Origin of the sequence: Nonomuraea sp. NPDC050790 (genome assembly GCF_044456745.1) — a bacterium.
Taxonomy (GTDB): domain Bacteria; phylum Actinomycetota; class Actinomycetes; order Streptosporangiales; family Streptosporangiaceae; genus Nonomuraea.
In genome coordinates this window covers 1,733,967-1,750,058 of record NZ_JBITGF010000001.1, presented here as the reverse complement: position 1 = coordinate 1,750,058, position 16,092 = coordinate 1,733,967, and the positions used below count along the sequence as shown (strand labels likewise).

General features: G+C 74.4%; 12 protein-coding genes. 4 read left to right on the top strand and 8 right to left on the bottom strand.

Translation table 11 applies throughout. The features are described 5' to 3' along the window. Nucleotides 1–33 precede the first annotated feature (33 nt). The 3 genes from ACIBEJ_RS07850 to ACIBEJ_RS07840 form a co-directional block, all read right to left on the bottom strand. Complete coding sequence (locus ACIBEJ_RS07850; RefSeq protein ID WP_397181847.1) at nucleotides 34–300, bottom strand: lasso peptide biosynthesis PqqD family chaperone; 267 nt, start codon at nucleotides 298–300, stop codon at nucleotides 34–36. Continuing rightward, a complete protein-coding gene (locus tag ACIBEJ_RS07845; RefSeq protein WP_397181846.1) occupies nucleotides 281–2,092 on the bottom strand; it encodes an asparagine synthase-related protein in 1,812 nt (603 codons plus the stop codon). Before ACIBEJ_RS07845 ends, ACIBEJ_RS07850 begins: the two co-directional genes overlap by 20 nt. Nucleotides 2,093–2,370: 278 nt before the next feature. Then, nucleotides 2,371–2,973: a LuxR C-terminal-related transcriptional regulator gene (locus ACIBEJ_RS07840; RefSeq protein ID WP_397181845.1), complete on the bottom strand. Its 603-nt coding sequence runs from the start codon at nucleotides 2,971–2,973 to the stop codon at nucleotides 2,371–2,373. 157 nt (nucleotides 2,974–3,130) lie between these two features. Between ACIBEJ_RS07840 and ACIBEJ_RS07835 the strand changes: the two genes are divergently transcribed. After that, the gene (locus ACIBEJ_RS07835; RefSeq protein ID WP_397181844.1) at nucleotides 3,131–6,943 is read left to right on the top strand and encodes a hypothetical protein; all 3,813 of its coding nucleotides are present in this window, start codon (nucleotides 3,131–3,133) and stop codon (nucleotides 6,941–6,943) included. A 173-nt stretch (nucleotides 6,944–7,116) separates the two neighbouring features. Further along, a complete protein-coding gene (locus ACIBEJ_RS07830) occupies nucleotides 7,117–7,818 on the top strand; it encodes a DJ-1/PfpI family protein (RefSeq protein ID WP_397181843.1) in 702 nt (233 codons plus the stop codon). Between the two features lie 18 nt (nucleotides 7,819–7,836). Here ACIBEJ_RS07830 and ACIBEJ_RS07825 read toward each other — a convergent pair whose 3' ends face one another. From ACIBEJ_RS07825 to ACIBEJ_RS07805, 5 genes are read right to left on the bottom strand one after another with little or no spacing between them, the layout of a single operon-like run. Further along, a complete protein-coding gene (locus ACIBEJ_RS07825) occupies nucleotides 7,837–8,661 on the bottom strand; it encodes an ABC transporter ATP-binding protein (RefSeq protein WP_397181842.1) in 825 nt (274 codons plus the stop codon). Beyond that, nucleotides 8,658–9,713, bottom strand: coding sequence for a FecCD family ABC transporter permease (locus ACIBEJ_RS07820; protein ID WP_397181841.1), 1,056 nt, complete (start codon nucleotides 9,711–9,713; stop codon nucleotides 8,658–8,660). The genes ACIBEJ_RS07825 and ACIBEJ_RS07820 overlap by 4 nt, the downstream gene beginning before the upstream one ends. Further along, a complete protein-coding gene (locus ACIBEJ_RS07815; RefSeq protein WP_397181840.1) occupies nucleotides 9,710–10,753 on the bottom strand; it encodes a FecCD family ABC transporter permease in 1,044 nt (347 codons plus the stop codon). The genes ACIBEJ_RS07820 and ACIBEJ_RS07815 overlap by 4 nt, the downstream gene beginning before the upstream one ends. After that, a complete protein-coding gene (locus ACIBEJ_RS07810) occupies nucleotides 10,734–11,612 on the bottom strand; it encodes a siderophore-interacting protein (protein WP_397181839.1) in 879 nt (292 codons plus the stop codon). Before ACIBEJ_RS07810 ends, ACIBEJ_RS07815 begins: the two co-directional genes overlap by 20 nt. A gap of 7 nt (nucleotides 11,613–11,619) precedes the next feature. Beyond that, nucleotides 11,620–12,585 (bottom strand): ABC transporter substrate-binding protein, encoded by a 966-nt coding sequence (locus ACIBEJ_RS07805; RefSeq protein WP_397181838.1) that lies wholly within the window; start codon nucleotides 12,583–12,585, stop codon nucleotides 11,620–11,622. 141 nt (nucleotides 12,586–12,726) lie between these two features. Here ACIBEJ_RS07805 and ACIBEJ_RS07800 point away from each other — a divergent pair, with 141 nt between their 5' ends. Together ACIBEJ_RS07800 and ACIBEJ_RS07795 are read left to right on the top strand one after the other, a co-directional pair. Further along, the gene (locus ACIBEJ_RS07800) at nucleotides 12,727–14,367 is read left to right on the top strand and encodes an ABC transporter ATP-binding protein (RefSeq protein WP_397181837.1); all 1,641 of its coding nucleotides are present in this window, start codon (nucleotides 12,727–12,729) and stop codon (nucleotides 14,365–14,367) included. Then, nucleotides 14,364–16,067, top strand: coding sequence for an ABC transporter ATP-binding protein (locus ACIBEJ_RS07795; RefSeq protein WP_397181836.1), 1,704 nt, complete (start codon nucleotides 14,364–14,366; stop codon nucleotides 16,065–16,067). Before ACIBEJ_RS07800 ends, ACIBEJ_RS07795 begins: the two co-directional genes overlap by 4 nt. Nucleotides 16,068–16,092: the final 25 nt, after the last annotated feature.

The following is a 16,092-nucleotide window of genomic DNA, read 5'->3' as shown; positions in this document are numbered from 1 at the left end:
CCTTCCGGACGTCGAAGCCAGACCCGCCGCTCCTCATGCCGCCTCCCCGTCCGGCAGGAGGATGCCCGCGGCCAGCAGTCCCGCCAGCACCTCCTGCACGTCGTGGGTGGCGGTCGGCGTGTCCACTCCGTACGCCTCCACCAGGGCCGCGACCGCGCTCTCCGGGCCGCCGGTCAGCGCCGCGCGCAGCACGATGGCGCCGCTGGGGTTGAGGTTCCAGTACTCGCCGCGCGCCTGGTGGAGCAGCGCGATGCCGTACTCGGTGTCGACGGTGGAGATGTCAGGCGCCAAGGCGTACATGCGCGTCCTCCTTCACCGAGCGCAGCCACCGCTCACACGCCAGCGTCGGCTCGATGCGCTGATGCTGGGTCAGCACGTCGATCGGGCCGCGGCAGGCGGCGAGGAAGGCGTCGGCGTCGATCAGGCCGAGCCCGGCCAGGAGGCTGTCCTGGGCCAGGCCGACGATCTGGTCGCGGTGCCGCCTGCTGCCCATGACCGCGCTGGCGGAGGTCTCGGCCTTGGTGGTGCGGGTCAGCGTGACGGCGGGTACGAGGCCGCGCATGGCGTCGACCAGCATCGGCTTGTACCGCGCCGGGTCGTGGCGGCCTTCGGCGGGCACCGACAGGGAGGCTTCGATCACGCGGTCGTCCAGGAAGGGGGCCGACAGCACGATGCCCTCCTGGGCGGCGAGTTGCTGGAAGCCGCTCATGGCCTGGCTTCCGGCATGGACGGCGACCAGGTTGTGGTGGGGGCCGCGCGAGGGCGCCAGCGCGGTGCGCCGTTCGGCGGCGGCGCGCAGTTCGGCGACGACCATGTCCAGGGCCTCGGGGGTGGCCCATTGCGGCATGGTCGGGTGGGAGTCCCAGCCGAGCACAGGGGTCTTGGTGCCGCGGCCGTCGGTGCCGAGCCCGGCCGCGGTGGCGCGCAGCCAGGCGGCATGGTCACGGCCCGCGGCCAGGGTGCGGATGACCTGGCGTGCGGGCCAGCGGTACTTGGCGGCCATGGCCCGGAGCTGGCGTAGGCCGGTGAGGGGGTGGCGGCGCAGCAGGGTGGGCAGCCAGGTGGGCAGCATGAGGGACAGTTCGTCGCCGCCCACGCCGGTGAGGTGGACGTCGGGCGCGTACGCCTGTCCGCGGCGGTTGACGCACAGCAGGCGGCTGCGGTTGTGCTGGAGCTGGAACGGCTCGTCGAAGTCGTCGTGGCCGGTCAGCATGTCCTGGTAGACGAGGGGGCACTCCTCGGCGGTGATGATCTCGTGGATGACCCGGTCGCCGCGCGCGGTCAGGGCGGCGTGCGTACGCCGGGCCCACAGCACGTCGTCGTCCATGGGGTCGGGCTGGGCGGCGGTCAGCGCCACCACCTCGGCTCCGGCTCGGGCGGCCAGCGAGCACACCGAGGAGGAGTCCATGCCGCTGAGGTGGGAGACGACGGTGCGTCCCGGCCGGGCGCGCAGTTCGACGGCCTGGATCAGCGCGTTCCTGAACGCGGCCACGCCCTCGGCGCGCGACGGAGCCGGGTCCGGCGGGTGCCACCAGCGGCGCTGGGCCGGTGTCCGGCCGGGGGCGAGGGTGAGGCAGTGGCCGGGCAGCACCGCCTCGACGCCGCTCCACACCGGCGCCCAGCTCAGCGGCCAGGTGACGGAGGGGAACAGCAGCCTGGTGGCGAGCTTGACGGGGTCGGGGCCGGTGCCCGTGAGCGCGGCCAGCACGTTGGCCCGGTCTCCGGCGACGGGCAGGCCGTTCACGACGCACCAGTACACGCGGCGCAACCCCGAAGCGGTGCCCTGGACCCGGACCTCGCCGCGGGCCGAGGCGATCAGGTGGGCGCTGCCGGTGAGCCGCGCGGCCAGGCCGCCGACGTCGCGCAGCCCGGGGCGCAGCGACTGCGGCGTCATGGCGTGCTCGCCGATGACCGCGACGGCGGCGTCCGCGGACCGGACGACGGCGAACTGGGCCGGCCACCATCGGCCGACGAGCCAGGGCCGGCCCGAGGGGTGGGGGACCTCCTGAACCGCCCCAAGCTGGGCGAGGTTTTCGTGGACCTGCGCGCTACCGTCCAGGTCCGGCAGGACCACGAACCAAGGAGCCGACATTTGCGACCCGCCTTTCCCGATGGGCGATAGGGGAGACGGCGGGCGGTGCGCACCGCCCGCCGCCTGTCGGACGGCCGCCGTCAGAGGTAGGACCGGTGGATCCACTCCCAGCGCGGGTTGATGTCGATGCCGTTGGTGAGGCCGTGGAAGTCGCCGATCAGGGTGATCGCCGGACGCTCGTACGTGGTCATTCCCTTCACCTCCCTCGAAGCAGTTGTGTGACTTGACAAACGTTGTCATTGCCGAGGTCGCGGGTGTATGGGGCAAAAGTAGAAGGTTTACCACCGGCCGGGCCCGTGCAGCCGGAGAGCCAATTGGGTCCTGCTCGCACAGCCGTTTTTGGCCATGGCCTGACTCAGATGCTTTTTTACTGTTCCGAGGGTGACGTGAAGCTTTTCGGCGATATGGTGGTTTGTCATCCCGGCGGCGACCAGGCCGGCCACCTCGCGTTCGCGCCGGGTCAGCACGAGCGCGGGCTCGGCGGTGAGCCGGCGCAGGATCGGCGCCAGGTAGCGGCCCAGCCGGCTGAGGATCGCGCGTTTCCTGGCGCGGGTGCCGCGGTCGGCCGAGGTGACGATCACCAGCAGCAGCCTGGCCTCGACCGCCACGACCTCGGCCAACGGCGTGGCGTGCGCGCTGTGGCCGGGCCGGAGCGGCATGCGGTCGCGGCCGTTCGCGCCGGAGGACAGGCAGCGGGGCTCGGGCTGCGGGAAGACGACGGCGTCCCAGCCGAAACGGCGCGACAGCGCGTGTTCCACGCAGGTGTAGAACTGGGTTCGGTCGCGTGCGCCCAGCGCTGCGTCGAGCACGTGGCAAAGGCCGCGATAATCCTCGGGTTCCAGCGGGTCAGCGGCTCTGTCCGAGCTGCGTGACGCTGTCATGTATACCTCCTCACCTGTTATGAGCGATGTAACACACGGTCGTTGTTCGGCTTCAGAGGCGGGCGGCCGATCAATCAACGGCGAACAATCTTCCAGGCTTGATCAACCGGCGGACTTCGGGGTTGAGTAAAGGAAAGGCGAGCCGGGGGGAGGCGCGGTGCCGCGGCCTGAGCGCCCGTTGGAGGGAGACGATCCCGAGGTCCTGCGCTTCGCCGCGGACCTGCGGCGGCTGCGCGCCAAGGCCGGTGACCTGACCTATCGGCAGATGGCCCGCCGCGCGCACTACGCCGCGGCCACGCTGTCGGAGGCCGCCTCGGGCAGGCGGCTGCCGACGCTGGCGGTCGCGCTGGCCTACGTCCGGGTGTGCGGTGGCGACCCGGAGGAGTGGGAACACCGGTGGCGGGAGCTGCGCAGCCGGGAATCGGACGCGGCGGAACCGGTCGCCGGCGAGGCGGCGCCGTACCCGGGACTGGCGGCCTTTCAGGCGGCGGACGCACCGCGCTTCCACGGCCGCGAGGCGCTCGTGGAGGAGCTGCTGGAGCGGACGGGACGCCAGCGGTTCGTGGCGCTGTTCGGCGCGTCGGGCTCGGGCAAGTCGTCGGTGCTGCGCGCCGGGCTGCAGGCGCGGGTGCAGGCGGGCGCGCGGCCCTGGCCGGTGGTCGTGCTCACGCCGGGCGCGCATCCCGCCCGCGACTGGGCGCCGCCGGGCGACGGCGAGACGCTGATCGTGGTGGACCAGTTCGAGGAGGTCTTCACGCTGTGTGAGCCCGGCGAGCGGGCCCGCTTCATCGGCCTGCTGCTCGCCGCCGCCGAGGAGCACCGCGTCGTGATCGGCGTGCGCGCCGACTTCTACGGCCACTGCCTGGCCGAGCCCGGGCTGCTGGAGGTCCTGCGCCACGCGCACGTCCCGATCGGGCCGATGCGCGTGGAAGAACTGCGCCAGGCGGTGGTACGGCCGGCCGCCGACGCCGGCTGCCTGGTCGAGGGAGCTCTGGTGGCCAGGATCGTCGCCGACGCCGCCGGCCAGAACGGCATGCTCCCCCTGGTCTCGCACGTGCTGCTGGAGACCTGGCGGCGGCGCAGGGGCGTCACCCTCACCCTGGCCGCCTACGAGGCCGCGGGCGGCATCGACGGCGCGATCGCCCAGAGCGCCGAGCGCGTCTACACCCAGCTCACACCGGAGCGGCGGGAGCTGGCCCGCCGCCTGTTCCTGCGGCTGACGGTGCTCGGCGAGGGCGCCCAGGACACCAAGCGCCGGGTGCGCAGGCGGCTGCTCGGCCAGGACGCCGCCACGGCCGAGGTGCTGGAGCAGCTCGTCGCCGCCCGCCTGCTGGTGACCGGCCACGACAGCGTCGAGATCGGGCACGAGGCGTTGCTGCACTCCTGGCCCCGGCTGCGCGAATGGCTGGCCGCCGACCGCGAGGGGCTGCGTACCCACCAGCGGCTCGCCGAGGCCGCCGAGACCTGGCACTCGCTCGGCCGCGACCCCGGCGCCCTGTACCGAGGCGTACGGCTGGCGGCGGCCCGCGAATGGGCCGAACGCGACACCCAGCCGCCCCCCGGTGGCGGCGAGCCCCGCTGGCCCGCGCTGAGCGCGCAGGAGGCGGAGTTCCTGGAGGCCAGCCTGGCCGCGTGCGCGCGCGAGCAGCGCCAGGCCCGCCGCCGCGCGCTGGCCGCGCGGACGCTGATCGCGGTGCTGACCGCGATGGTCGTCATCGCCGGCGCCGCCACCGGGTACGCGCGCAGCCAGCAGGCGGCCGCCACCGGCCAGCGCAACACCGCCTTGTCCCAGCGCGTCGCGGAGCGGGCCATCCAGCTCCGCACCGTCAACGCGCCGCTCGCCGCGCAGCTCAGCCTCGCCGCCTACCGGCTCACCCCGACGCTGGAGGCCCGCGGCAGCCTGCTGAGCGCGTTCACCACCCCGCTCGCCGACCGCCTCGGCCACGAGATGAACACAGTCGCCTTCAGCCCCGACGGCCGGATCATGGCGGGCGGCGGCGACGACCGCACGATCCGGCTCTGGCGCGTCCACGACGACGGCCCGCCCGAGAAGGTCGCCGAACTGCCCGGCCTGAGCGACGACGTGGAGTCGGTGCGGTTCACGCCGGACGGCCGCCTGCTGGTGGCGGGCCTGTACGACGGCACGGTCCAGCTCTGGTGGGCCGCCGCGGCGGGCGCGACCAGGCCGCTGGCCGCCTTCACCGCCCAGACCGCGCCCGTCTACGCCGTCGCGGCCGGCGCGGGCGGCAGGATCCTGGCCACCGCCGCCGGTGACGGCACGCTGCGCCTGTGGGACCTCGCCGAGGCCGCCGACCCGCGCCTGCTGTCCACGGTGAACGCGCACCGCCCGGCCGCGACCGCCCTCGCCTTCCACCCCACCACCGCCACCCTCGCCAGCGCCGGAGAGGACGGCGCCGCCCTCTGGGACACCACCGACCCGCGCCGCCCGCGCCTGCTGCGCCGGCTGACCGAGCACGGGGAGAAGGTCACCGCCGTCGCGTTCAGCCCGGACGGGCGCCTGCTGGCGACGGCCGGCTGGGACCACCGGGTGCGGCTGTGGAACCTGGAACGACTCATCGCGCGGAAGGGCCACGGCGCGCCCCGGCAGCCGCCCGTCGTGCTGGAGGGCCACGGCGCGCCCCGGCAGGCGCCTGTCGTTCTGGAGGGACATGGCGGGCCGTTGCAGGCGCTTGCCTTCAGCCCCGACGGGCGGCATCTGGCCAGCGGCGGGTGGGATCACACCATCCGCCAGTGGGACCTCGCCGAGCCGCGCGCCCCCGCCACCGTGCTCACCGGGCACACCGACGTCGTCTGGGCCCTGGCCTACCGGCCCGGCGGCGGCATGCTCGCCTCGGCTGCCTTCGACGGCACCACGCTGCTCACCCGCCTGCCGGGTCCGGTGCTCGGCGGCAACCCGGCGGCGCTGTCGTCCGTGGCCTTCAGCCCCGACGGGCGCACCGTGATCGCGGGCGGCGAGGACTTCACGGCCGGGCTCTGGGACGTCACCGACCCCTTCAGACCCGCCGCCCTGCCCCGGCTGCGCGGCCATACCGGGCAGGTCGAGTCGGGCGCCTTCCACCCCTCCGGCACCCTGGCCGCGACCGGCGGCGTCGACGGCACCGTGCGCCTGTGGCGGCTGGCCAGCCGTGAGGGGTCCGGCGGCGACGGGCCTGGCCGTGATCAGCGCGGCGGTGATCGGCCGTCTCCGGTGGCGGTGATCACGGCGCACCGGGAGGGCAGCCGGGCGGTGGCCTTCGATCGTCGTGGTGGCCTGCTGGCCAGCGCGAGCGCGGGCGACCCCGTCGTACGGCTGTGGGATGTGAGTGAGCCCGCGCGCCCGCGTCCGGCGGGCCTGGTGCGTGAGGGCGGCAACGGTGCGACGGGCCTGGCCTTCAGCCCCGACGGCCGGCTGCTGGCGACGCTGAACGGCATCGTGATCGTCCTGTGGGACGTCAGTGACCCCCGCCATCCGGTACGGCTGGCCTCCACCCCCGAACAGCCCGACACCATGCAGGCCATCGCCTTCTCGCCCGGCGGCAAAACCCTGGCCACCGCCTCGCTCGACCGCACCGCCCGCCTGTGGGACGTGTCGGTCCCCGGCAGGATCGCCCCGCTGTCCCAGCTCACCGGCCACACCGACGCCCTGTCGGGCATCGCCTTCTCCCCAGACGGCAGGACGCTGGCCACCGCCTCGCTCGACCGTACCGTCGGCCTGTGGGACGTGCGCGACCCCCGTCGCCCGCGCCCCGCGGGCACCCTCACCGGGCACACCGGCCGTGTCCACGCTGTGGCGTTCAGCCCCGACGGCGGGCACGTGGCCAGCGCGGGCGAGGACCACACCGTCCGGCTGTGGCCGGTGGACCCCGCCACGGCGGCGGCCCGAGTGTGCGCGCGGGCCAGACCCGCCCTGACGCCCGCCGAGTGGGCCACAGCCTTCCCCGGCCTGCCCTTCCGCCCGCCCTGCCCATGACGTCGGCGTGCCGTACCCCCGCCCTGCCCATGACGTCGGTGTGCCGTACCCCCGCGCTGCCCATGACGCCCGCCCTGACCTTGACCGGCCTTTGCCCATGATCGCGGCCACGTTGCCCAAGATTGCGGACTCGCGCCACCTGACCCGGGCTGCGAACGGTCAGGATGGAGGGCATGGCAACCGAGAAGACCATCGCGTTCGTGCTCTACCCCGGCTGCACCATCCTGGACCTGGTCGGCCCGCTGCAGGTGCTGTCCACCCTCGCGGCGATGCGCCCCGAATTCCGGGTCGTCGTGGTCGGGGAGCGGCTGGAGACCTGGGAGACCGACACGCCGCTGCTGGTGCGCGCCGGCCACACCTTCGACGAGGTGCCCGCCCCCGACGTGATCGTGGTGCCGGGCGGCGGGGCGCCGACGCTGCGCGCGATGGCCGAGGAGAACCTGCTCGCCTACGTGCGCGGCGGCTCGGGGCAGGTGACCTCCGTTTGCACCGGCTCGCTGATCCTCGGCGCGGCGGGCCTGCTCGACGGCCGCCGCGCCACCACGCACTGGTCGATGCTGGACGTCCTGCCCGAGTTCGGCGCCACGCCGGTGCGCGAGCGGTGGGTCGCCGACGGGCCGGTGCTCACCGCCGCCGGTGTGTCGGCCGGCATCGACATGGCCCTGCACCTGAGCGCGGAGCTGGCCGGGCTGGAACCGGCGCGGGCGGTGCAGTACGCGCTGGAGTACGACCCGCGCCCGCCCCATGGCCGGCCCGACTGGGACCAGGCGCCGAAGGAGCTGTACACCGCGCTGTCCGAGCAGTGGGTGCGCGAGGGACTGGGCGAGCACCCCCTGGCGGCGCGCATCACTGCCCGGCTGAAAGCAGCGAACTGAGCGGTCCGGGCGACGGGGTCAGCGTTCGCGCTTGGCGGGCAGCATCATCGGCAAACCGGTGAGCGGGTCGGGGAAGACCGAGCAGTCCAGGGCGAACACCTCGGAGATCAGCCGCGCGGTGACGATCTCCGCCGGGTCGCCGCAGGCCACCACGCGTCCCTCGCGCATGACCACGAGGTCGGTGGCGTAACGGATGGCCTGGTTGATGTCGTGCAGCACGGCGACCATCGTGCGGCCGTCCCGCTGCAGGTCGGTGAACAGCTCCATCAGCTCGACCTGATGGGCCACGTCGAGGTAGGTGGTGGGTTCGTCGAGCAGCATGATGGAGGTCTGCTGGGCCAGGGCCACCGCCACCCAGACGCGCTGCTGCTGGCCGCCGGACAGGGCGTTCACGCGCTGCGCGCTCAGGCCGAGGGTGCCGGTGGCGGTCAGCGCCTCGCGTACGGCCCGCTCGTCGGCCTCGGTCCACTGCTGGAAGAGCCCCTGGTGGGGAAAGCGGCCGCGGGCGACGAGGTTGGCGACGGTGATGCCGTCGGGGGCGATCGAGGTCTGCGCCAGCACGCTGATCTCGCGGGCCGCCTCCTTGGGCGCCAGCCGGCTCAGGTCGCGCCCGCCGAGCATCACCCGGCCGGCGCGCGGCGGCAGCAGCCGGCCCAGCCCGCGCAGGAGCGTGGACTTGCCGCAGCCGTTGGGGCCGATGACGACCGTGAACGAGCCGGGCCTGATCTCCAGGTCGAGACCCTCGACGATGAGGCCGGAGCCGTAGCCGAGCGACAGGCCCTCGGCGCTGAGCGGCACGGCGCCCGTGGTGAGCGGGGCGGCTTTCGGGTGGGCGATGGTCACAGGCGTCTCGCTTCGTGTACCAGGAGCCAGATCAGGTAGAGGCCGCCCAGGCTGGTGGTGACGACGCCCACCGGGAGCTGGACGGGCAGGAACGCCACCCGGGCGAGCGTGTCGCCGAGCAGCAGCAGGAGCGCGCCGGTCAGCCCGGCGCCGATGGGCGACCAGCCGCCGCGGCCGGTCAGCCGGGCGGCGATCTGCGGCGCGACCAGCGCGATGAAGCTGATCGGGCCGGCCACCGCGGTGGCCACGGCGACCAGGCCGACTCCGGCGCCGGTCAGGGCCACCTGGGTGTGGCGGGAGCGGACTCCCAGGGCGTCGGCGGCGTCCTGGCCCAGTTCGAGGGCGCGGACGCGGGAGCCGTACAGGAGGGTGACGGCGGAGAAGAGGGCGATGCCGGCCGCGGCGACCGGCAGCGCGTCGGGGGCGACGGAGTTGAGGCTGCCCGCGCCCCAGAGCGCGGCGGTCATCGCGACCTGGAGCTCCGCCTTCGCCATGATCCACGTGTTGAGCGCGCTCAGGACCGCGCTGACGCCGATGCCGACCACGATCAGCCGGAATCCGCGGAAGCCGCCCCGGTAGGACAGGGCCAGCACCAGCGCGGCCACCGCGAGCCCGGAGACCAGCGCGCCGGCGGAGACGACGGCCGTGGGCGCGTGGAACAGGGCGATGAGCACGATGGCGCCGGTGTAGGAGCCGGTGGTGAAGCCGATGACGTCGGGGCTGCCGAGCGGGTTGCGGGTGAGCGACTGGAAGACCGCGCCGCTGATCGCCAGGCCGAAGCCGAACAGCAGCGCCAGCAGCACCCGGGTCAGCCGCCACTGCTGGACGACGACGGTGTCGGCCCTGGACGCGCCGCCGTAGAAGGTGGCCAGGACGTCGGGCGGGGAGACGTAGATGTCGCCGACGCCCAGCGAGACCAGCGCGGTCACGACGATGACCGCGGCCAGCGCGAGGTTCACCACGAGCGTGCGGCGGTCCAGCCGGGCCGAGGCCAGGCGGGTGCGCACGGCCCACTCGGGCCTTCCGGTGTCGAGCTTTACCGGGGCACTCACAGGCCGCTCGCCTCCTTGCGCCTGGCCAGCACGATGAGGAACGGCGCGCCCACGAACGCGGTGACGATCCCGGCGGGCAGCTCGCCCGGCCACAGCACGAGCCGCCCGGCGACGTCGGCCACGAGCAGCAGCACCGCGCCGAGCACGGCGCTGTAGGCGGCGATCCAGCGCTGGTCCACGCCGAACAGCCAGCGTACGACGTGCGGGATCATGAGCCCGGCGAACCCGATGGGCCCGGCCAGCGCCGTCGTCGCCCCGCACAGGAGGCTGACGGCGGCCACGACGCCGGTGCGCACCGGGCCGAGCCGTACCCCGAGGGCGCGCGCGGGAGCGTCGCCGAGCGCGACGGCGTTGAGCGAGGGCGCGACGAGGAAGGCGACGGCCAGCCCGAGCAGGATCAGGGGCAGGACCTGCACCACCATGGCCAGCGTGCGGTCGTTGAGCGCGCCGGTCTCCCAGTGGCGCATCAGCGTGAACGCCTGCGGCTTCACCAGCGTGATCGCCCCGGCCAGGCCCTGAAGGACGGCGCCGAACGCCAGCCCGATCAGCACGAGCGTGACCGGCCCCGCGTTGCGCGCGCGGTTCATGGAGCCGAGCACGTAGACCACGGCGGCGGCGACGGCGGCCCCGGCCAGCGCGGCGCCGATGCGGCCCGGCACCCCGGACACGCCGGGGAAGGCGACCGCGAGCACGACCGCGAACCCGGCCCCGGCGTTGACGCCGAGGATGCCGGGATCGGCCAGGGGGTTGCGGGTGAGGGCCTGGATGAGCGCGCCGGCCACCGCGAGCGCGGCCCCGGCGACGACCGCGAGGACCGTACGCGGCACCCGCAGTTCGATGACGGTGCGCGCCTGCACGGAGTGCGCCTCGCCGAACACCGCGGACAGGACGGTGCCCGGCGAGATGGCGGCAGAGCCGACCATCAGGCTGAGCAGCACCGCCGCGAGCAGCAGCACGACGCAGCCGAGCAGCCAGGCCGACAGCGGGACGGGCGAGCGCGCCAGGCGCCCGCCGCCCGGCTCAGAGACCGAGACGTTCAAGCTCGGCCTCGTAGTCGTCGCGCAGGTCCTCCTCGTCGCGGGCGGTGTCCTCCCAGATCGCCTCCAGCCTGCGCAGGTCGTCGGCGGGCAGCGCGCGGAAGCGCTCGGCCCACGCCTCGCCGTCCGGCGTCCAGTAGCCGATGACCTTGTAGCGCTCGGCCGGCAGGCCGCGTTCCCTGCGCAGGTAGCGGCGGACCCCGCGCAGGGTGTCGGTCGCCCCGGCCACCCAGACGTAGCCGCCGTCGAGGGGACGGCTCGGCGGCACGGCCGCGCGCACGGCCTCGTCGAGGCGGCTCGGGCCGGCGCCGTTGCCGCCCCGCAGCCAGGTGACCTCGACGTTCGGCAGGCTCGGCAGGTCGAGGCGGGAGTCGTCGCCGGGAATCTCGGCGATCACCTTGGTGGTGACCTCCGGCGGCGTGCCGGAGATCAGGCGGGCCATGGCGGGCAGGCCCGTCAGGTCGCACACGAGCACCTGCCAGCGCAGGTCGGCGGGCGGGTCGTACAGGCCGGTGGGGGAGTTCAGGCCGAGAACGTCGCCGGGCCCGGCGTCCAGGGCCCAGCGGGCGGCGATCCCGCCGTCGTGGACGACGAAGTCGACGTCCAGCTCGCGGGGGCGGACCGCGCGGACGGTGTAGGTCCGCATCGGCGCCGCGGGGCGGCCCTCGGGCGTGCGCCAGCGCTCGCCGTCGGCCTCGGGCAGGGAGACCTCGCGGCGGTCGTCGCCGTGAGGGAAGAACAGGCGGACGTACTCGTCGCCGACGCCGGTGGTCGGGAAGTCCTCGTCCAGGGCCAGCGTGACCCGGATCATCGTGGCGCTCAGGCGGCTGACGGAGCTGACCTCGCCGCGGAAGATGCGCATCGCCGCCTCACCCGGCCAGGTTCGGGTTGGCCGTCAGGTCCTTGCGCACCTGCTCGACGAAGGCGCGCTGGCCGCTCGGCGAGCCGTAGGCGATCTCCATGTTGTAGGTGTAGATGCGCTTGTTCTTCACGAACGGCAGCGCCCGCCAGGCCGGGCTCTGGTTCAGGGTCTCCAGCATGGTCGCGAACTCCTTCTTGCCCGCCTCGCCCACGCCGACCGAGACCCAGACCACGTCGAGGTCGGCGAGCTTGCCCATCTGCTCGGGGCTGATGGTGAGCTTGTCGTCGTCGCTGAGCGGGGTGCGCTTGAGGCCGAGGTCGTCGAAGGCCTTGCAGGCCACGCCGGAGTAGCAGGCGATGTTGCCGTTGCCCTCCCAGTAGCCGAACGTGCCGACGGTCAGGCCGGAGTTGCCGGCCTTGGCGATGTCGGCCTTGGCCTGGGCGACCTGCTGGTCGTAGGCGCTCTTCCAGGCGTCGTACTTGCCGGTGCGGCCGAGGTCCTGCGCGGTGCGCCTGAAGTGGGTCTCCCAGTTCTTGCCGTCGAAGGCGTCGACGGTGTACGTCGGCGCGATCTGCCCGAGGCGGGGATGGACCTTGGCGTCGTAGCCGAGGCCGTTGAGGATGAAGTCCGGCTCGGCCTTGAGGACCTGCTCGTAGTTGTACTCGGGGTAGTTCGCGAACGGCGTGACGCCCTTGAGCGGCTCCTGCGGGAAGTAGTCGGGGAAAGTGGTGAAGCCGCTGTCGCCGCGGATGGGCTGGCCCTTGGCCAGCGGGATGCCCAGCGTGATGAGGATGTCGACGTCGGTGGTGTAGAAGCCGAGCGCGGCCTTGGGCTGGGCGGGCATGGCAACGGCGTGGCCCTGCGGATCCTTGACGTTGGTGACCGCGGCGGCGGCGGTGTCGCCGGAGCCCCCGCCGCATCCGGTGGCGAGCAGGGCGAGGACGGCCAGGGGGACGAGACGCTTGTAGAGCATGGGGTCTCCGGTGGTGGGACGGTATCGCCCCGGGAACTTAGCATAGGCTTACCTAACTTCTACACGGCACCCCGCTCTCGATCTAGCCCCATTATCAGGTTAGCCTTGCCTAATCTTTGTCGATTCTTGCAGGAGTGCCAGGTGGAGTCAGGGCGGGACGTCCTCTCGGGGGCGATCAGAGGCCAGCGCGGCAGATTGATCACAGGTTCGTTGCTCGGCGCGGGGCACCAGGCGGGCGAGGCCCTGGTGCCCGTCCTGGTCGGACTGGCGATCGACCAGGCGGTGGCGGGGGCGAGCTGGAGCCGCCTGCTGGTGTGGCTGGCCGTACTGGCCGTCGTGTACGTCGGGTTGTCGTTCAGCTACCGCTTCGGCGCCCGCGCCGGCGAGCGGGCCGCCACCGAGGCGGCGCACGACCTGCGCACCGCCCTGGTCGCCCGCGTGCTCCATCCGGGCGGCGGCGCCGACCGGGGCCGGCTGCCGGGCGAGCTGACCGGGATCGCCACCGAGGACGCGCGCCGGGTCGGCATGGTGCTGCTGGCGGTGCTCACCGGCGTGGCCGGGTTCAGCGGCCTGGCCGTGGCCAGCGTCGTGCTGCTCACCACCTCGATCCCGCTCGGGCTGATCGTCCTGCTCGGCACGCCGGCGCTGCTGTGGCTCGGCCACCTGCTCAGCAAGCCCCTGGAGCGCCGCAGCGCCGCCGAGCAGGAGAGCGCCGCGCACGCCTCCGGAGTGGCCGCCGACCTGGTCAGCGGGCTCAGGGTGCTGAAGGGCCTCGGCGCCGAGCGGGCCGCGGTCGAGCGCTACCGCGGCACCAGCCGCACGTCGCTGGCCGCCACCCTGCGCGCCGCCCGCGCCGAGGCACTGCAGAACGGCGTCGTGATCGCGCTCACCGGCGCGTTCATCGCGCTGCTCGCCCTGGCCGGCGGCACGCTCGCGGCCAACGGGACGATCACCCTCGGCCAGCTCGTCTCCGCGGTCGGCCTCGCGCTGTTCCTGCAGGGCCCGCTGCAGATGCTCGCCTGGGTCAACGCCGAGCTCGCGCAGGGCCGCGCCTCCGCCGCCCGCGTGGCGGCGCTGCTGTCGGCGCCGCCCGCCGTCGCCGGCACGGGCGCCGAGCTGCCCGCGCAGGTCAAGGGCGCGCTACGGCTGCGCGGCGTCACCCACGGCGGCCTGCGCGAGCTGGACCTCGACATCGTCGCCGGCGAACTGGTCGGCGTGGCCGCCACCGACCCGGCCGCCGCCACCGCCCTGCTGGACTGCCTGGGCCGCCACGGCGACCCGGAGTCCGGCGTGATCGAACTCGACGGCGTGCCGCTGCGTGAGGTGGACCCCGCCCTGCTGCGCGAGGCGGTGCTGGTCGCCGAGCACGACGCCGTCCTGTTCGAGGGAACCGTCGCCGACAACGGCGGCGCCCAGGAGGCCCTGGACGCCGCCTGCGCCGCCGAGCTGTCACCCGACACCCCCGTCGGCGAACGCGGCGGCTCCCTGTCCGGCGGCCAGCGCCAGCGGGTCGCCCTGGCCAGAGCCCTGAACGCGCGCCGCCCCGTCCTCGTCCTGCACGACCCCACCAGCGCCGTGGACGCCGTCACCGAGGCACGCATCGCCGAGTCCGTCCGGCGCCTGCGCCGCGGGCAGACCACCGTCGTGGTGACCACCAGCCCCGCGCTGCTGTCGGCCGCCGACCGCGTGCTGCTCCTGGACGGCGGGCGCGTCGCCGACGACGCCTCCCACGCCGACCTGCTGCGCTGCAACGCCGACTACCGCAAGGCGGTGCTGGCGTGAAGGACCTGCTGCCCACCGCGACGGCGGCCCGCACCCGCGCCGCCGTCAGGGAGATCATCCGCCCGCACCGCGGCGTCGCCGCCGCGGGCTTCGGCCTGCTCATCGTCGCCACCTCAGCGGGCCTGCTCGTCCAGCCCCTTCTCGGGTACGTCGTGGACCTCGTGGCCGGGCGCCGGCCCGCCACCGAGCTGACCACCCCCGTGGCCCTGCTCGTACTGGTCGGCGTCATCCAGGGCGCGCTCACCTCCTGGGGACTCGTCCTGGTGGCCAGGTTCGGCGAGACCGCCCTGGCCGAACTGCGCGAACGCTTCGTCGAACGCGCCCTGGCCCTGCCGCTGGAACGGGTGGAGCGGGCCGGGTCCGGCGACCTCACCTCCCGCGTGACCGGCGACGTGGCCCGCGTGGCCGAGGCCGTGCGCGCCGCGCTGCCCGCGCTGGCCCGCTCGCTGCTGTCGATCGTGCTCACGCTGGTGGCGATGGCGGTCCTGGACTGGCGGTTCATGGTCGCCGCCCTGCTGGCCATCCCGGTCCAGGCCCACACCGGCCGCTGGTACGTGCGCAACGCCGTACCCCTCTATGCGGCGCAGCGCGTCGCGACCGGCGAGCAGCAGCAGCAACTGCTCGACACGCTCGCCGGCGCCTCCACCGTGCGCGCCCTGCGCGCCGAGGCCGACCACCTGCGGCGCGTGGAGGAACGCTCGCGCGCCGCGGTCGAGCTGACCATGCGCGGGGTGCACCTGGTGCTGCGCTTCTACAGCCGGCTGCACATCGGCGAGTACATCGGGCTGGCGGCGGTGCTGGCCGCGGGCGTGCTGCTGGTGGGGGAGGGGGCGGTCAGCGTCGGTACGGCGACGGCCGCCGCCCTGTACTTCCTCAACCTGTTCGGGCCCATCAACACCACGCTGGCCCTGCTGGACGACGCGCAGGCGGCGACCGCCAGCCTCGCCCGCCTCATCGGCGTCGCCGACGTCGCCGCCGATCCGTCGCGGCAGAACCATGGCGAAGGGGTCAGCGTGCGCGGGCTCGGCCACGCCTACGAGCCCGGCCGCCCCGTGCTGCACGACGTCGACCTGGACATCGAGGCGGGCAAGCGGGTCGCGCTGGTCGGGGCGAGCGGCGCGGGCAAGACCACGCTGGCCAAGATCGTCGCCGGGGTGCACGAGCCGACCACCGGCACGGTACGCGCCCCGGCCGGGATCGCCATGGTCACCCAGGAGGTCCACGTGTTCGCCGGCCCGCTCGCCGACGACCTGCGCCTGGCCCGCCCGGACGCCACCGACGACGACCTGCGCGCCGCGCTGGCCACGGTCGAGGCGCTGGAATGGGCCGAGGCGCTGCCCGACGGCCTGGCGACCGTCGTCGGCCAGGGCGGGCACCGGCTCACCGGCGCTCAGCGCCAGCAGCTCGCCCTGGCCCGCCTGGTCCTGGCCGACCCCGCGCTGGCGGTGCTCGACGAGGCCACGGCGGAGGCGGGCAGCACCGGGGCGCGTACCTTGGAGCGGGCGGTCGAGCGGGCCGTCGAGGGCAGGACCGCGCTCATCGTGGCCCACCGCCTCACCCAGGCGGCGGGCGCCGACCGCGTGGTCGTCATGGACGGCGGGCGGGTCGTGGAGGACGGCTCACACGACGACCTCAGGCAGGCGGGCGGCCGGTACGCCGGCCACTGGGCCGCCTGGAGCCGCCACCACGCGGGCGAGTGAGGGCCCCGCCTCACGGGGAGTCGAG

Excerpts from the sequence above, each read along its gene's own strand:
- ACIBEJ_RS07850 (WP_397181847.1), bottom strand. The coding sequence starts at position 300 with ATGTACGCCTTGGCGCCTGACATCTCCACCGTCGACACCGAGTACGGC.
- ACIBEJ_RS07845 (WP_397181846.1), bottom strand. The coding sequence starts at position 2,092 with ATGTCGGCTCCTTGGTTCGTGGTCCTGCCGGACCTGGACGGTAGCGCG.
- ACIBEJ_RS07840 (WP_397181845.1), bottom strand. The coding sequence starts at position 2,973 with ATGACAGCGTCACGCAGCTCGGACAGAGCCGCTGACCCGCTGGAACCC.
- ACIBEJ_RS07830 (WP_397181843.1), top strand. The coding sequence starts at position 7,117 with ATGGCAACCGAGAAGACCATCGCGTTCGTGCTCTACCCCGGCTGCACC.
- ACIBEJ_RS07810 (WP_397181839.1), bottom strand. The coding sequence starts at position 11,612 with ATGCGCATCTTCCGCGGCGAGGTCAGCTCCGTCAGCCGCCTGAGCGCC.
- ACIBEJ_RS07805 (WP_397181838.1), bottom strand. The coding sequence starts at position 12,585 with ATGCTCTACAAGCGTCTCGTCCCCCTGGCCGTCCTCGCCCTGCTCGCC.